The sequence below is a fragment of the Streptomyces sp. NPDC051364 genome, assembly GCF_040682115.1.
Classification (GTDB): Bacteria; Actinomycetota; Actinomycetes; order Streptomycetales; family Streptomycetaceae; genus Streptomyces.
Genome location: NZ_JBFBAH010000038.1, coordinates 1 through 15,471 on the forward strand (window position 1 = coordinate 1; position 15,471 = coordinate 15,471).

The following is a 15,471-nucleotide window of genomic DNA, read 5'->3' on the forward strand; positions in this document are numbered from 1 at the left end:
CCGGGAGCGCCGGTCGGGCCGGGAGCGCCGGGGGCGCCGGGGCTGCCGGTCGGGCCGGGAGCGCCGGGAGCGCCGGGAGCGCCGGTCGGGCCGGGGGCACCCGTCGGGCCGGGGGCGCCGGGGCTGCCGGTCGGGCCGGGGGCACCGGTCGGGCCCGGAGCGCCCGTCGGGCCGGGGCTGCCGGTCGGGCCGGGGCTGCCGGTCGGGCCGGGAGGACCGCTCGGACCGGGAGGACCAACGGCGCAGGTCGGCCTCGTAATGGTGTTGTTGTCCATCGTGACCGCGGCCTCACGCGCCAGGGCGCGGCCTTCGATCACGGCGCTGTTGTTCAGCGTGATGGACTGCATGGCCAGGATGGTGCCCTTGAACTGGGTGGTCGTGCCGAGGGTGGCGGAGCTGCCCACCTGCCAGAACACATTGCAGGCATTCGCTCCGTTGATGAATTCCACGGAACTCGACGAAGCCGTGGTCAGCGTCGAGGGGATCCGGAAGATGAAGACGGAGTTGGGGTCGCCCTCGCCGTCGAGGGTGACCGTCCCGGTGAGTTGCAGGGACGGCGGGGACGCCGGGGCCGTGTAGACGCCGGGCGCCAGCGTCAGTCCGCCGATCTCGTCCGAAGCGAGAATGGTCCCGGGCCCCCGGCCTGCCGCATCGTCGTAGGCGACGACGAGGTCGGACTTCGCCTGAGCGGCGGCGGCGTTGGGGGCTACGCGCGTCACTCCGTTGACGATGCCGGGCGGGAAGCCGGTCACCGATGTGCCCGGATAGAGGCCCAGGTCGCCGTTGATGACGGTGGGGTTCGTGTTGGTGACCGTCGAACCGGCCAGGACCCCGTAACTGGCGGTGGTCCCCAGCAACACGGGGGCTTCTGCGGCGTGGGCGAGGGTCGGGACCAGGGCGGCCGACGCCAGGAGCGCTGCGGGGAGCAGGACAAAGGCTCCCCGTTTGAGCAGATTGCGTTGAGGGCTTGAGTCGGGTGGAGCCGACCGGATGACATCCAATGCCATAGCAGGACCTTTCTTGTTGCTGGTCAGGGCCGCCGGCCCGCTGCCTGTGCCGACACGCAAGCTCACCCCGAGCGGGGGAAGCAGATCTACTCCGTGCCAGAGGTGTGACGGGTCGTCACGCGGGAGCATTACCGCATATTTCACAGTGATAGACCACAAATAGGGAAAAGCGTCTGTATGAGTGACGTGGCGTCAGGAATGGCATATATCGTACATCTGTGCGTATTTGCTGCGTCGCCAAGCGCGGAGCACGGGCACGGGTGCAGAGGTATGGGCGACTGTCCCGCAGGCCCACGATGGGCATGCCACCTACGGCCACAGCAGCCCGATGTTTCCTCGCGAAGGAAAGCCATCGAAACCGGCTCTTCCTGCCCGATCGGCGGCGTGCACGGAGCAGTTGCGGGCAGGGTCTTGAACCATTGGGTCGGGGCGCGCCGGTGCCGGGCTTCAGGTCGTCGGCCGGGCGGACTGCTTGCGGCTGCCGGCCTTGGGTGCCTCGCCCAGCCTGGCTTCCCAGATCCTCTTCGACGGCGCCGGTCAGGAACGCGTGGCGCAGCGAGCAGCCGGCGTTCGCCGCCGCCTGCGACGTGGTGGCCGCCGCGACCGTGAGGCGCGCGGAGCGCCGTCCGTCCCGGTTCACGCCGGAGCGGCGCCGGCAGTTCCTCGAGTATCTGCGGGCCGGGATGGCGACGACGACGGCGGCGGCCGAGGTCGGGATCACCACCGCGACGGTCTACCAGCGACGCCGCCGCGATGCCGGCTTCGCCGAAGCCATGGACCGCCACCGCCACCCGCAGCACCCCGGAACCTGCCGGCGCCGCCACCGGCGCGTAGTGGACCGCCTTCTACAAGCACCTCGCCGCCCATGGCGTGCTCCGCCAGGCGGCCCTCGCGGCAGGGATCCGGCCCGAGACGGTCTACGACCGGCGCAGAGCAGACACCGGTTTCGCGAAGCAGACCGACCACCTGCGCCTTGGAGACAAGCGGGCTCCGTAGTCCCAGACGGCCGACCGCCGGGGGAGGGTCAGGCGAGGCGTGAGCCGATCCGGAACCGCATCTCGCCCGCGGCCCGGCGGGTCTCCTCGCTCTGGGCGGTGTCATCGAGCAGCCCGAGGAGCACCATCAACGCCCGTGCCTCGTCTTCGCTGATGAGTTTCAGGCAGGTTCGGTGACGCCGTAGCGTCGTCGCCGGCCTCCACGGCCAGGACGTGGGAGGGGAATGATGGGGGACGTGGGCAGCTCCTGACGTACGGTCGCCGTGCCGATCACGGCGACGTTTCGGCAGTTTCAAGCTGGCGGCCTGTGGACAGGGGCCGGAAAATTCTCCTCCCCCGGAAACGGATAAACCCTGCTGAGACGTTGATCGATAGTTGGCCGATTTGATGAGACTCCGACCGATAGTTGGCGGCTCCGACTGGTAGTTGGCGGGGCTGATGGGTGAGCGCGGTCGGGGCACGGCTTTCGCGACACGAAGGTTGGATTCGGTACACCCGATCCGGTCATTTCCGGTGAGGGTGCCGCGGGACGGGCGGCGATCGCGCCATGATCGCTACGCGCATACGCAGTGCGCATCCACATCACGCGATGGATGGAGTCGACCGTGACCGAGCTGATCGCAGGCCAGCAGTACATCGAGCTCTCCCATCCGGTCCCGGTGAGTGTTCCGGGCAAGATCGAAGCTGTGCAGCTGTTCTGGTACGGCGACCCGCGCAGCTACCACTTCGAACCGACGGTGAATCCGTGGGCGGAGAAGCTCCCGGCCGATGTGAACTTCAAGAAGGGCCCCGCGATGTCCGGCGGCATCGCGGATGTCCACGGGCAGATGTTCCTGACCCTGGAAGCCATGGGCGTCGAGCACAAGGTCCACGCCGCCGTCTTCGACGCGGTGCAGAACCAGCGCAAGCCGCTCACCAAGCCCGAGGACCAGGCCGAATTCCTCATCACCCAGGGCGTCGACAAGGACAAGTACCTGGCCACCTTCAACTCCTTCGCCATCAAGGCCCAGGTCCAGCAGGCCAAGCAGCTGACGATGAATTACGAGGTCACGGTCGTTCCGTCGATGATCGTTCATGGGAAGTACCGTGCAGATCTTGGAACGGCCGGGGGCCCCGAGGGACTCCTGAACGTGGTTGACGGACTGATCGCCGCGGAACGCGCGACTCAGTAGCGACAGCCGGACACCAGCGGCTACCGGCTCAGGCGCACACTCCGAGGCAGACCTCTTCCTCTCTCGGTCATCTCAAGCTCAGTCACAGCTGATCCAGTTCTCACGTGTTGTGGTTGAGCTTGTTCCGCTTTGACCAACACACCAACGGTGTCCGTCAAAGCGGAACAAGCTCACCCTCCCGGTGCTCCTCCGCCACGGACAGCTGGTCGGTCGCATCGAACAACGACAACGGCACCCGCACACCCGGCGCACCGGGTACAGCGGGAGCCGAAACAGGCGTGGCAGCCGCGGCCGGCTGCGCATCCAAGGCATGGGAGGCGGGAGCGGCGCCGAGCACAGACAGGACAGCGAGGACGAACGCGAGCAGGCCGCGCCACATCAGATTCTTGATCACATGAGTGGGTCTAGCGCGGCCCGCATGGTCTCCGACAGGGCGTCAGCAGCCAACTCACCCGTGCAGGCGGCCGGATTCACCGCGGAAACGATCACTCCGGCCACACCAGCGTCCGAACGCGACAGGACATTCACGCCGGGCGGGGACTGGAACCGCAGCATCAACCACTGTGCCGGTCCCCGGTCCGGTCAGTGGAACACGACGGCGCGACCGGTGGCGATGCTCGTGCGGCACACCTGGTACAGCTGGTGCCAGGCGGACCTCTCCATGTGGAAGAGGTCGTCAGATGCGGTGTCCAGGCGGGCGCTCTCCTCGTCGGAGAGGTGCCGGTCCCGGTCGAGGCGGACTCCGATGGCGGGAGCGAAGCCGCACAGTTCGGCGAGCAGCTGCTGACTGGAACCGACCATCCCGCCGCCCTCCACCTGCTTCTCCGCCGGCAGGAAGAGCGGATCGTCAAAGTCGACCGGCACGTAGAAGCCCGCACTGTCCGAGTGGCACAGCAGGTGCGAGCTCATCATCGTTGACTCGTCGAAGACCTTGTCCTCGTCGCGTTCGTACTGCTCAGCGCTGGTGGCCGATGCAGGCGTGACGGACTCGCCCCGGGCCGCCAGCACGAAGACGCGGCGCAGGTGGTGCAGGTGGCTGGTGGGGAAACTTATGAAACGCAGACGTGACGGCTCGTCCAACGCCGGCTCCTGCCAGACGATTCCCTCATCGGCCAAGGCCCGGCTGAGCAGGTCGAATCTCTCCTGCCAGTGTACGAGCGCCTCGTGCTCCTCGACGCCGGTCATGTTCTGGAGGATGCCAACCGAAATATGAAGTCCCATGGCCGGAAGGCTAGACGGCGGCTCTGACAGTCACGGCAGCAACCGTCGAGCGGCGGTCTCGGCGCCGTCACTCGCACCGCTTCGGCGACGAGCGCGGCACGAGCCGTCACGGCGGGCCGGAGGGTGACTAGCCGACCCAGCCCTACTACCCCTCCGACATGGCCAAAGCACGGGGACGGCTGGAGCACTGGACGAAGACCGCGTGACCATCACCCGCCTCTTCCAGCCCATGCACCAGGTCGTTACCGGACTCTCCCCCGACTTCCGGATCACCGTCAGCGACCACGCCGACCTGCCACACGCCTGGTACCAGGAAGCCCTCCGCTACAACTGGCGCAACGGCGAGAAACTCATCCCCACCACCTGGCTCGACAACCAGCCCACCCCCGAGAACACACCACATACCGGCGATCAGGGAAACTGCGCAACAACCAACCAACCTGCGCAACCAGGCCCGAGGCTAGAAACTCTGCAGGTCAGACCACTGGCAGCACCGCTTCCTGCGCAGATCCAGTGAGCCAGCCAGTCGGCAACCCGCCCAACCAAACTGCACAACCCCAGGTCAGAAGCTCGACGACTGCGCAGATTCACTGACCCTCGACAAACGTGACTTTGCGGACACGCTCTAGCCCTTCTCGGATGGACGCCCCGGAGTGCACCGGCGATGCCGGCGGCTTAGCTTCGCAGTGCCATGCCGCGGACCGTCCAGCCGCGACGCGTCCAGGCGGTCGAGAGGAAACTCCATGGCAGTCGTGATGACCTTTTCCTGGCCCGAGATCACACCCGACGTGTACGACGCGGTGCGCCAGAAGGTGCGCTGGGAAGAGGACGCACCGGACGGGTGCGTGCTGCACTCCGCCTGGTTCGTCCATGGCGGCCTCAACGTGATGGACATCTGGGAGTCGGAGGACCACTTCAACCGGTTCATCGAGGCCAGGATCGCCCCCGTACTCAAGGGCGAACTGGGCGTGCAGAGCGACCCCGAGCCGAAGTTCTACCCCCTGCACCGGCGCTTCGTCGCCCCTGGCGTCAGCGGAGGCGGCTCCTGACGTACGCCTTCTGCGCCAGGGGTCGCGTCAGCGATGCCTCGCCGGCCTTCGCCCCGCAGAACCTCACCAACGCCACCGCCACGGTCTGCGTAGGCTCCGACTACGACGACGTCATGGTCCGCTCGGTGATCTTCTCCGCCTGACGCACGCCAGCCGCGCCGGTGCGAGCCGTGCGGTCCTGGCGCCGGGGCGTGGGGTGACTCGTGGTACGTCAGTGCAGCCAGAGCTGGATCGCGGCGAGGGGAGAGGCGGGGCCGGCGGGCCGTGGGCCCGCCTGGCGAGCCCCGACCGCCGGGGCCAGCCTGGAAGCGAGGCGCACTGCCGCACTACGAACGAAGCGAGGCAGCCATGACCGGGACAACCCGACAGGACACACCAGTCGCAATCGAGGGCGGAGGTGTCGAACTCCGTACGCGAGCGGTCGGCGGAGACCTGTCCGTGGCCTTCGTGCAGCTGCCTCAGGGGACGGACCTGCGGCCGGCTCTGAAGGGCCTGACCGATGATCTCTGTCAGTGCCCGCACTGGGGGTACATGCTCAAAGGTCGGCTGAAGATGGTGACGAAGGACGGTGAGGAGGTCTACGAGGCGGGACAGGCGTTCTACTGGCCGCCCGGACACGCCCCCGTGGCCCTCGAGGACTGCGAATACGTGGACTTCTCACCAACCGATGACTTGACCGCGGTCATCGACCACATCACGTCGCAGGGCTGAGCCCAAGCCTTCGGCAAGAAGCGCTGCCGTGGGCCGGTCGACGGGTGGTGGACGCCCGCCCGACGCGCGCAAGCCCCGTTCAAGCAGGTCGATGACGGGTGCCCCGTGAGCGCTCACGGGCTCCTCCAGGCAGGTTGTACCGCCACGGTAGCCGCCGCAGCGGTGGAGGGAGGAGGTGTTCGGCCCTCACGGCTGGTGGAGGTATGTTCTGGGCGTAGCGGCGGGCCTCGGCCTCGCTCGTGCCCAACGCTGTCGCGACCTTCTCCATCGGGATGCCGGCGGCCGGCCCACTCCTAGCGGGCCCGCTGCTCGTAGCCCACAAGCCGTACGCACACGGTGAGCCCCTCGATGGCCTGCTCAAGCTCCGCGAGGCCCGGGTAGCTGGGCGCGATCCGGATGGTGGCGTCGCGCGGGTCGTCCCCGTACGGGTGGGTGGCGCCGGCCGGAGTCAGCACGATGCCCGCCTCGGCGGCACGGCCTACGACCTCCTTGGCGCAGCCGTCCGGCACTTCGAGACTGACGAAGTAACCGCCCTTGGGGTCGGTCCACCGGGCGAGCCCGGTGCCGCCGAGCTCGGCCTGAAGGATCCGGGCCACCGTCTCGAACTTCGGCTGAAGCACGGCGCGCTGGCGCTCCATGTGGGCCCGCACCCCGTCGGCGTCCCGCAGGAACAGCACGTGCCGCAGCTGGTTGACCTTGTCAGGGCCGATCGACCGCTTGGCGTTGTTGGCGAGCAGCCACTGCACGTTCGACGGCGAAGAGCCGAAGAAGGCGACGCCCGCGCCCGCCGCGGTGATCTTCGAAGTGGAGCCGAACACGAAGGCCCGGTCCGCGTGCCCGGCGTCCGCGCAGGCGGCGAGCAGATCGGCGATCTCGACGGGCTCGTCAGTGAGGTGGTGGGCGGCGTAGGCGTTGTCCCAGAAGATCCGGAAGTCGGGCGCGGCAGCGCGCATCGCGGCCAGCCGCGCCACGCTCTCTTCGCTGTAGCAGGCCCCGCTCGGGTTGCTGTACTTCGGGACGCACCAGATGCCCTTGACGGCCGGATCCTCGGCGACAAGCCGCTCCACGAGGTCCATGTCGGGCCCCTCGGCCGTCATCGGCACCGGAATCATCTCGATCCCGAACCGCTCACAGAGCGCGAAGTGCCGGTCGTAGCCCGGCACCGGGCACAGGAACGCGATCCGCTCCTGCTCCACCCAGCGCGACTCGGCGCCCGGCAGCACGCTCAGCAGCGCGTGCACCAGGCAGTCGTGCATCAGCTCAAGGCTGGAGTTGCCGGCCGCGAGGAGCTGCCCGGCCGGCACCTGGAGCACCTCGGCGAAGATCTCCCGGAGTTCCAACAGCCCTTGCAGACCACCGTAGTTGCGTACGTCCGTGCCGTCGGCGGAGGTGTGCCGCCCACCCGGCAGGCTCAGCAGGTCCTCGGAGAGGTCGAGCTGCTCCGGCGCCGGCTTGCCCCGCGTGAGATCGAGCGAGAGCCCGCGCCCCACAAGGGCCTGGTAGTCCTGCCGGGCCCGCTCAAGGAGCCCGCTCAGGGCGTCGGCGCTCAGCTCGGTGGTCATGGTGTTTCCTCTCACGGCCGGTGGCGCTGCCCGGTCCGGCGCCGGGGGCTTCGCTTCTGCCTGCCGAGGATATAAGAGCGACCGGCAAATGGATCATTTGAGGCGTCGGGTCGTGGGGCGAGTGTCCCAGCGGTAGCGGCTGGTCGCCCGGCGGATGAGCATACGGAGCGTGACGAGTGTGGCGGCAAGGTAGAGGTCCGCGGTCACCCACCGCCTCCCAGTCTGGCCTCTCCGCAGATGGACGTCTTACCGATTGGTAGGTTGACGTCCGCAGCGAGGCGGTCTGGGGGGAACTGGTGGGGATGCGAAGCGGGCGCCGAGGCGCCGGGGTGCTGTGGACGTGGGGCGCGGCCGCTCTGGCGGTCCTGGGCGGAGTGAGCTGGCTGCTGGCATGGGGCATGGCCCCGCCGGAGGGGTCCGTGACGGCGTTGACGGGGCGGGGGCCTAGGGGTTTCGCCACTTCGGTGCTGGGCGCGGTTGCTGCCGGGGCCTGGATGGCCGCGTCCGGTGCGCTCGCGATTGCGCTGGTCATTGGGGCGGTGGATACGGTGCGGGGCTGTTGGCGTGCTGGTCGCCGGTCGGGTATGAGCGCCGGGGCTCTGCTGGCAGTAGGCGTGGCCGGTGGGGCAGTCCTGGCCTGGGTGCACCGGATGCTGGCGGAGATCGTCCCGGAAGGCTCCATCGAGGTGCGGCCACACCCGGAAGGGTTCATGGAGGTTTCGTACGGGCCCGATCTGGTCGGGATCGTGCTGATGGTCGTGGCGGTGGGCCTTGTCCGGGGATGCCGCCGTGCTGGTCGTCAGCCGAGGGGCCATGAGCCAGGCGCCCGCGCGTAAACCGGCGCATGGTGCTGGCTGCCGTGGGATGTCATCCCGGCCGTGAAGGCAGGCACGCGCGTGGAGTTCTCTTCGCTCAGTGATCACCGGAGGGCCCGTGCCCGCAGTGCCGTCTTGCCTGCTCGAACCCCTGTGGAATCAGTTCGCCGCCCTACTGCCGACGCGGGGTGGGTTCGCGGCGACCCATCCGCTGGGCTGCCACCGCCGTCGGATCCCGGACCGGGTGGTCTTCGAGCACATCGTGCAGGCTCTGGTGCAAGGTTCCGGGTACGAACGGATCTCCAGTCCGGGCTGCTCGGACCGCACGATCCGGCGCCGCATCAAATCATGGGCCCAGATGGGGATATCGGAGCAGGTCCATGCGCTGGCTCTCGAGGCATACGACCGCATGATCGGCCTTGGACTGGCCGAGATCGCCGTGGACGGCTGCATCACCAAGGCACCCCCGGGTGGCCAGCGGGCCGGCCGCTCCCCAGTCGACCGGGGCAAGCGGGGCCTGAAGCGATCGGTGTCCTCGGACGAGGCCGGGGTGCCGCTGGGCATCGTCTCCACCGGTGCCAACCGACACGACTCACCTCTGCTCCGTCCCACTCTGGAAGCGATGAAAGCTCAGGTCGGGCCCCTGCCGGTGGAGGTGAACGTCAACCTTGACCGCGGATACGACAGTGCCCAGACCCGTTTTCTTGCTGGACGAGTTCGGCTTCACTGGCGAGATCGCCCGGAAAGGGTCCCCGCCCCGATCCAGGCCGGGAAGCGGTGGGTGATCGAGCGGACCCACTCCTGGATGAACGGCTACGGCAAGCTGCGACGTTGCACCGAGAAGGACGGTCAGGCCGTGGACTTCTACCTCTACCTTGCCGCCGCACTCGTCACGCTCCGTGTGCTCATCCGCCGCGCGACCAGCCGCTACCGCTGGGACACCCGCCCCACTACCCGACGCCTCAAGTGATCCATTTGCCGGTCGGTCTAAGCCGACGCTGAACCACCGGACACGCCCCAGAACGCCGCTGTGGTGCGTTCCGTTACCTGTCCTGCGCGCTCAGGAGCAGGACCAGGGCCTTGGAGCGGGTAGTCCCGAGCGCCGTGGCCACCGCTTCGGCGGACATACCGCCGTCGCACAGCGCGCCGGCGGCCTCCCGGCCCACCCGGGCGGCGATCCGCTCCAGCACCCCCGCGGCGCGCAGCGCCGCCAACGGCGTGTCCGCGGCCGTGCCAGTCAGCTGCTCGGCGATCTCGGCCAGGAGCGCGGCCAGCCGTTCGGGCAGAGGTACGGCGGCCTCGCGGACGACGGACAGGTGCGTAGTCCAGTCCGCGAGCGGCCCGGTGAGGTCGACGCCCGCTTCGTAGAGGGGCTGGTCGCCGATCGTGTCCCAGTCCAGGGGGTACTAAGCCGGGCTGAGGCGTCCCCCGGGGTGTGGACACAGGGGTTCATGCCGCGATTGTGAGTTTAGCTGCTTGCAGGTGTTGCTGTTCGAACTCCACGGGTGAGAGGTAGCTGAGGGCGCTGTGGCGTCTGCGGGCGTTGTAGTACGTGAGCCACTCGAAGATCTCCAGCCTCGCCTGGCGCATCGTCGAGAAGAGCCTCTGGTGCATCGTTTCTCGCTTCAGTCCCTGCCAGAAACTCTCGGCGAGAGCGTTGTCGTAACTCGAACCGACGCGGCCCATGCTCCTGCGGATGCCGTACTCGTCGCTGACCTGCGCGAACGCCGCTGCCGTGTACTGGGCGCCGCGGCGGTCGGCATGAAAGATCACCCCGCCGACGTTGCCGCCGCGGGCCGCCACGGCCATCTTCAGAGCGTCGATGACGAGTTCGGCGCGCATGTGTGAGGCCATGGACCAGCCGAGCACCCGGCGTGAGCAGATGTCGATGACGCAGGCGAGATACAGCCACGCGCCGCCGACCTGCACGTATGTGATGTCGCCGCACCACTTCTCGTCCAGCTGCCCGGCGGTGAAGTCACGCCGGACGAGGTCCGGGGCGGGCGGCGCGAGCCGGTCCGGGACCGTGGTGCGCTTGCGGCGCCGTAGGTGACGGCCCTCGAGCCCGTTGAGGCGCATGAGCCGCTCGACACGTTGGCGGTTCACGGTGTGACCGAAGCCGCGCAGCCTGCATGGACGCGCCTCACCCCGTAGGTGCCCTTGTGGCTGCTGTGTCTCGCGTATCTCGGCGACGAGCTCCTCATCGTCCCGTCGGCCGGCCGCCCTGGACTCAGCCGAGGCCAGGTGCCGGTAGAAGCCGGACCGCGAGACCTGCAGCATCCGGCATAGCCGCTTCACACCGAAGTCGGCGCGGTGGGCGGAGATGAAGTCCCAGCGGCGGGTCATGCCCTCATCTCCGCGGCGAAATACTGGGCCGCCCGGCGCAGGATCTCGCGCTCGAGTTCCCAATTCCCTCTCAGCCTTGCGCAGCCGGCCGTTCTCCGCCCGCAGCCGGGCCAGTTCCTACTCCCGGCTCACCCCGGACGGCTCGCTGCGGCTGCCGCCGGCACGGCCGTCCTGCTCGTCGGCTTGGCGCACCCAACTGCGCAGCGTCTCGCCCGTCACACCGATGTCGGCCGCGACCGCCGCATACGTGCGCCTCCCGCCCGCCGCGCGGTACAGCGACACCGCATCGTTCCTGAACTCCTCCGGATACGGAGACTTACGTCCCACCAGGACACCCTTCCTCGGATCAACAAGATCCATTGTCAGAGTGTCCACACGACGGGAGTCACCTCACCTGCGTCATGCCGACCTGGCGGCTACGGGCCGCTATCTCAACGCCCGAGTCGAGGATCTCTTCGATGCCCTGCAAGCGCACTACACCCGGCCGTGGCACCGGGCTACGACCCCGACGACTTCAAGGCGGTGTTCGGTGGCTAAGTTGCTGCGGCTTTCCCAGGATCGGCCACACCCGGCAGTGGACGCCGCTATTGACCAGAAACGGTAAGAGCTCTGAGTCGTTGAATGCTGCGTGAGTCAACTGGTGGGGGATGCACGCCGGACGCTACAACAGGAGCGCCCGGCGATTCTTTGGTGGATTTCCTTACCGGGTTGCCGTCATCAGGGACTTGAAAGAGACCTTCGGCCAAGCTTGAATCCTGGCCGTCGCTCGCACAGCGTTAGGAGGTCGACTTGCGCGCTGACGACGAGGGCGCCAGGAAAGTTCCCCAAGTGTAACTACCAGTCATAGTGACAGTTACCGCCGCAAACCTGACAGCCGTCGCCTTCCCTGCGGCATCAGGATCGAGCGTAGTCTTCTGGATGTAGTAGCCGTTCTGGGCGATAAGACAGTCCGTCCAAGTGTAGTATCCCTCGTCGAGAGTGATCCACTCCGAAATCCAACTACCCGACCTGGGAACAATTTTGTAGCTATCGACGGGGGGGTTCGAACCGTTATTCAATCCCCAAAGGTAACTGTCTTCATTGAGTTTGATGTGCCGATTATGGCAAGAATCAGCATTGGCCGTTGTCGGACTGTCGGTGAGAGTTATCGTTACCGTGTCGGTCGCTATGCCTCCGGCGGCATAAGCGGAGGCAGTCGTTCCAATTCCAGCCACCGCGGCTACGGCAACAGTTGCGGCAATCATCGACGTTTTCTTTACACTCATCGCCCTACTCCTTGCGAATGGTCCTTGACGGGCTCAGCAAATTCTCGCCATCACAGATCTGCATGTCAAGAGATTCACAGGGCCGGAGTGAAGCGAATTCCATTCCCCCAGAACGTTGCGCAGCTAATCAAACCATCACGGCACGCTGGATCGCGTTGAAACGCCTAATTTTCATCCTATTGACCCGCTTCACTCATCTCCGCGGGGCGGAAGGTCTCCGACGCGTGGAGGGGCGAGAGTACGTCCACCGAGGAGATGTCGGAGGACGGTGGCGCAGACGGCCACCAGCACGATGGCCGGGACGACGGCGTACCGGACGGCGAGCCAGAGTCATGATCCTCGTTGACCGGGGCCCGGGACCGGGGCCCGGGACCGGGGCCCGGGAGCGGGGCCCAGCCAACGATCCGTCTACATGAGCGGTAGCTGCCCGGCAATGCTGCCTGTGCCGAGCCCGCGGGGGCGCTGGCGCTCGCCTGGGATCGTGACGACGCCGGCGGCTCGCAGGTGGTGGGCGAACTGACAGTTGCGGCAGGTCTTGAACTGCTTGTCTGCGGCGTGGGAGTCGTTGGCCGGGATGTGCCGCGCGGTGAAGGGGATGGGGCGCACGTCGGTGAGCGTCACCTTCAGGTCCTTGACTTGGATCTCCACGTGGCACCCGAGGGCGGACTCGAAGGCGAGGTGCGGGTTGTCCTCCCACCGGTAGGGGTTGGCCGTGACGTCGCACAGGTAGAACGCGATGGCGTGGCGGTGCTCGTCGAGGGTGACGGTGAGGTCGCGGGGAGCGTCGGCCTGGACGGTACGACTGTAGGGGCCACAGAGAGAGCGGGCACAGTGCTGGGCCAGGTCGATGCCCGTGACGTACTTGAGCCAGAGGTAGTGGTAGCGCCTCTCCCCTTGCTCAATTCAAATGGTTAGTGAATTCACAAATCCCCCTCAATCGATGAAGTATCACTCTCTAATTATATAGGAATTGCAGGAATTCAAAATTCAAGCATTACGCCTCTCACGCGCCTCAAGGAGCGTTTCCACGAGGGGCTTATGCCGATTGTGTCGATACCCTTGCGGGTATTCCATGTTGAACTCGACTTCGAGCGCCCGGCGTCGCGCACTTTGGTCGAGCGGCAGCGGCCGGCGGCATCGTGCGTAGATGTTGCCGCCGTTGGAGTTGCCGAGTATCTGTACCTCGGCGAAGTAGTTGGCTTATAGTCGCGCAACGATCGAGATCTACGCGTCCCGGCATCGGCGACGGAACTACAGCGAGCCGAGGGCGTTCAATCAGTTCCAGCGTGCTCTGCTGAAGGCGGAACCTGCAGCAAGGCCCGACAACCCGCCGGCCCCGTTCGGGGACCTCTCCTCGATCGGGATCGAGGAGTTCTGCGCCTTGATCACGGAGATGCTCCGAGACAGGAACCGGCCCGTCGTCGAGAAGCGACGGTCTGGTATCCGTGCACTCTTCGGTTACCTGGAAACCCTGCCCCGTAATACATGGAAGGAACGGTGGGATGTCAGCGCTTTCAAAGGTGAGGATGTGCAACCGGTCAACGTTCTTGCCCCGCCTAACTCAACGGGCCGGCGGAATGCACTGGTGGCGGCCGTGAAGCTGGCGTTTTGCATGCGGATCATATCGACGCCCTGGCCATGGAGTGGAAACCGGAAGAGTTCCACGACACGTTCCAGGAGAAGGTCGCCGCCCTCGTCAACGCGAAACAGGCGGGCGAGACGGTGGAGAAGGCCGAGCCGCCGGCCAAGGCCACCGGCGCCGTCGACCTCATGGAAGCCCTCCGCGCCAGCGTCGAGAAGGCCAAAAGCCCCAAAGCCACCAGCGAGAAGGCGGCCGCCCCGGGCGTCAAGCAGCCCAAGAAAACGGCGCCGGCCAAGAAGCGGACACACGCCGCGCCGAAGAAGACGGAGCTGGACGGGCTGACCAAGGCCGAGCTGTATGAGAAGGCCACCGCGGCCGGTATCCCCGGACGCTCCACCATGACCCGCGACGAACTCCAGCAGGCGCTCACCCGGGACAGGGCACGCCAAAAGGCCTGACCCCCAGCCGTATCCCGCCGGACACGGCCCGCGTTGGCCCGGCTCGTGCGGTGCGCCGGGAAGCACGGTGCCGTGCGAGCGCGTACGGCGTTGTCCGAGCATGGACGAGACAGTGGACCAGCTGGACACCCTCCTCGACGGCGTCACCGAACCCAACCCCCGCCTGAAACTGATCAGCGAAGACGAGGCATGGGCACTGATGGTGCTCCTCGGCCTCCTCGACGACACCGCCCAGAGCGAAGACATCCGCCGGGCCGCGGGCGAGATGCGGTTCCGGATCGGCTCACACCTCGCCTGACCCTCCCCCTGCCACCAGGCCGTGCTCGTCTACGGCGCAGGCTCGTCACGAAGGGACACGTGGTCGGTCCGCTTCGCATGAGACTGTGACCTGCCGTTCTCCGCGTGATCCCGTAGGCGTGCCTCAGGCCACTTACAGCAGGGCCTTGATGTCAGATGGCCACAGGTACGAGCCGTGTGCGTACGGCACGGCGCTGGATCAGGTATCCGGCGAGGCCGCATCCGATCCCGGTGAGGGTGACGAGGACCCCACCGACCAGGACGAAGAGCACCGCGACCACGACGTCCGCATCCTCGAACGCTCGCTCACGGACCGTGTTCGCGGGGACGGTGCCGCTGTGTCCGTCTGTGAGGAAGTAACGGGAGTCGTTGGAGGTGACGCGGTTGTCGCCCAACATGAAGAGACGGCCTTCCGGCACCACTACGTCATAAGTGGTGCCGTTCCCGGCGGGGTTGCCCCCAGCGACATAGGGTTCTCTCAGCGGCTTGCCGTTCAGCAGCACCTGCTTGCCGTCACAGCTGACCCGGTCACCGCCCATACCGATGACACGCTGGAAGACGGTGTCGGTGTCCGTATACCGGCCGGGCAGGTGGTAGAAGACCGCGTCTCCGCGGTGGAGCTCACTGTCCTGGATCTTCTTTGTGAAGGCGATGTCGCCTTGCCCGTACGTCGGCCGCATCCCGTCGGAGTCCACGCTGTGCCCACCGAACGCGAAGTCGGCGAACAGCCATGTCCCGATCGTCAGCAGAATCCCGAGCGGCACGAGCACCAGCCCCGTGATCCGCAGTCTTCGCCCCGGTCTCATCCCTCAGCCCCTCCCGGCAGTCCGGGCTGCACCCTACCGACCCGACCAGCACCCCAGCCGGCGGGCCGGGCCCGCGGACGAAGGCAGCGGCGACTGCGCGGACCGACAGCTCGACGCCAACACGGTCCGGCACCGGGCTGCCGCCCAACGGGCGGCACGATGTGCGGGCCGGAGCGGATCATGGA

At 67.1% G+C, this 15,471-nt stretch carries 16 protein-coding genes and 2 pseudogenes; 7 read left to right on the forward strand and 11 right to left on the reverse strand.

Features of this window, described 5'->3' with window-relative positions; all coding sequences use genetic code 11:
• A partial coding sequence (locus AB0M76_RS38180) for an ice-binding family protein (protein WP_365957330.1) occupies positions 1-860 on the reverse strand: 860 nt, incomplete at its 3' end.
• Positions 861-2,619: 1,759 nt separating this feature from the next.
• Here AB0M76_RS38180 and AB0M76_RS38185 point away from each other — a divergent pair.
• Positions 2,620-3,174: pseudogene (locus tag AB0M76_RS38185) on the forward strand (thiol:disulfide interchange protein DsbA/DsbL); the annotation flags it as partial.
• A 154-nt stretch (positions 3,175-3,328) separates the two neighbouring features.
• Here the strand turns inward: AB0M76_RS38185 and AB0M76_RS38190 are convergent.
• Entirely contained in the window at positions 3,329-3,568 is a 240-nt protein-coding gene (locus AB0M76_RS38190; RefSeq protein WP_365957331.1) for a hypothetical protein, read from the reverse strand.
• 188 nt (positions 3,569-3,756) lie between these two features.
• A complete protein-coding gene (locus AB0M76_RS38195; protein ID WP_365957332.1) occupies positions 3,757-4,395 on the reverse strand; it encodes a hypothetical protein in 639 nt (212 codons plus the stop codon).
• Positions 4,396-4,597: 202 nt separating this feature from the next.
• Between AB0M76_RS38195 and AB0M76_RS38200 the strand changes: the two genes are divergently transcribed.
• The 3 genes from AB0M76_RS38200 to AB0M76_RS38210 all read left to right on the forward strand — a co-directional run bounded on the left by AB0M76_RS38200 (position 4,598) and on the right by AB0M76_RS38210 (position 6,155).
• Positions 4,598-4,912 carry a DUF3732 domain-containing protein gene (locus AB0M76_RS38200; protein ID WP_365957333.1) on the forward strand — a complete coding sequence of 105 codons (315 nt, stop codon included), beginning with the start codon at positions 4,598-4,600 and terminating at the stop codon, positions 4,910-4,912.
• Positions 4,913-5,138: 226 nt separating this feature from the next.
• On the forward strand, positions 5,139-5,444 hold the full coding sequence (locus AB0M76_RS38205; RefSeq protein WP_365957035.1) for a hypothetical protein: 306 nt from the start codon (positions 5,139-5,141) through the stop codon (positions 5,442-5,444).
• Positions 5,445-5,882: 438 nt separating this feature from the next.
• Positions 5,883-6,155: a hypothetical protein gene (locus tag AB0M76_RS38210; protein WP_365957334.1), complete on the forward strand. Its 273-nt coding sequence runs from the start codon at positions 5,883-5,885 to the stop codon at positions 6,153-6,155.
• A gap of 293 nt (positions 6,156-6,448) precedes the next feature.
• On the opposite strand, the gene AB0M76_RS38215 is transcribed toward AB0M76_RS38210, so the two are convergent.
• Positions 6,449-7,717, reverse strand: coding sequence for an aminotransferase class I/II-fold pyridoxal phosphate-dependent enzyme (locus AB0M76_RS38215; RefSeq protein WP_365957335.1), 1,269 nt, complete (start codon positions 7,715-7,717; stop codon positions 6,449-6,451).
• A gap of 93 nt (positions 7,718-7,810) precedes the next feature.
• A pseudogene (locus AB0M76_RS38220) lies at positions 7,811-7,912 on the reverse strand (IS5/IS1182 family transposase); the annotation flags it as partial.
• Positions 7,913-8,650: 738 nt separating this feature from the next.
• Here AB0M76_RS38220 and AB0M76_RS38225 point away from each other — a divergent pair.
• The gene (locus AB0M76_RS38225; RefSeq protein ID WP_365957336.1) at positions 8,651-9,502 is read left to right on the forward strand and encodes an IS5 family transposase; all 852 of its coding nucleotides are present in this window, start codon (positions 8,651-8,653) and stop codon (positions 9,500-9,502) included.
• A gap of 73 nt (positions 9,503-9,575) precedes the next feature.
• Here AB0M76_RS38225 and AB0M76_RS38230 read toward each other — a convergent pair whose 3' ends face one another.
• The 5 genes from AB0M76_RS38230 to AB0M76_RS38250 form a co-directional block, all read right to left on the reverse strand.
• Positions 9,576-9,746 (reverse strand): hypothetical protein, encoded by a 171-nt coding sequence (locus AB0M76_RS38230; protein ID WP_365957337.1) that lies wholly within the window; start codon positions 9,744-9,746, stop codon positions 9,576-9,578.
• 235 nt (positions 9,747-9,981) lie between these two features.
• Positions 9,982-10,992: an IS3 family transposase gene (locus tag AB0M76_RS38235; protein ID WP_365957392.1), complete on the reverse strand. Its 1,011-nt coding sequence runs from the start codon at positions 10,990-10,992 to the stop codon at positions 9,982-9,984.
• Positions 10,993-10,995: 3 nt separating this feature from the next.
• Complete coding sequence (locus AB0M76_RS38240) at positions 10,996-11,205, reverse strand: transposase (RefSeq protein WP_365957338.1); 210 nt, start codon at positions 11,203-11,205, stop codon at positions 10,996-10,998.
• A 449-nt stretch (positions 11,206-11,654) separates the two neighbouring features.
• Complete coding sequence (locus AB0M76_RS38245; protein WP_365957339.1) at positions 11,655-12,143, reverse strand: hypothetical protein; 489 nt, start codon at positions 12,141-12,143, stop codon at positions 11,655-11,657.
• 408 nt (positions 12,144-12,551) lie between these two features.
• Complete coding sequence (locus AB0M76_RS38250; protein ID WP_365957340.1) at positions 12,552-12,791, reverse strand: hypothetical protein; 240 nt, start codon at positions 12,789-12,791, stop codon at positions 12,552-12,554.
• A gap of 960 nt (positions 12,792-13,751) precedes the next feature.
• Between AB0M76_RS38250 and AB0M76_RS38255 the strand changes: the two genes are divergently transcribed.
• Together AB0M76_RS38255 and AB0M76_RS38260 are read left to right on the forward strand one after the other, a co-directional pair.
• A complete protein-coding gene (locus tag AB0M76_RS38255) occupies positions 13,752-14,183 on the forward strand; it encodes a hypothetical protein (RefSeq protein ID WP_365957341.1) in 432 nt (143 codons plus the stop codon).
• Between the two features lie 100 nt (positions 14,184-14,283).
• Positions 14,284-14,481 (forward strand): hypothetical protein, encoded by a 198-nt coding sequence (locus AB0M76_RS38260; RefSeq protein ID WP_365957342.1) that lies wholly within the window; start codon positions 14,284-14,286, stop codon positions 14,479-14,481.
• Positions 14,482-14,632: 151 nt separating this feature from the next.
• Here AB0M76_RS38260 and lepB read toward each other — a convergent pair whose 3' ends face one another.
• On the reverse strand, positions 14,633-15,286 hold the full coding sequence (lepB, locus tag AB0M76_RS38265) for a signal peptidase I (protein ID WP_365957343.1): 654 nt from the start codon (positions 15,284-15,286) through the stop codon (positions 14,633-14,635).
• Positions 15,287-15,471: the final 185 nt, after the last annotated feature.

What these genes read in the sequence shown, in the direction of transcription:
- AB0M76_RS38205 (WP_365957035.1), top strand. Translation starts at nt 5,139, where the DNA reads ATGGCAGTCGTGATGACCTTTTCCTGGCCCGAGATCACACCCGACGTG.
- AB0M76_RS38260 (WP_365957342.1), top strand. Translation starts at nt 14,284, where the DNA reads ATGGACGAGACAGTGGACCAGCTGGACACCCTCCTCGACGGCGTCACC.
- AB0M76_RS38195 (WP_365957332.1), bottom strand. Translation starts at nt 4,395, where the DNA reads ATGGGACTTCATATTTCGGTTGGCATCCTCCAGAACATGACCGGCGTC.
- lepB (WP_365957343.1), bottom strand. Translation starts at nt 15,286, where the DNA reads ATGAGACCGGGGCGAAGACTGCGGATCACGGGGCTGGTGCTCGTGCCG.
- AB0M76_RS38215 (WP_365957335.1), bottom strand. Translation starts at nt 7,717, where the DNA reads ATGACCACCGAGCTGAGCGCCGACGCCCTGAGCGGGCTCCTTGAGCGG.
- AB0M76_RS38245 (WP_365957339.1), bottom strand. Translation starts at nt 12,143, where the DNA reads ATGAGTGTAAAGAAAACGTCGATGATTGCCGCAACTGTTGCCGTAGCC.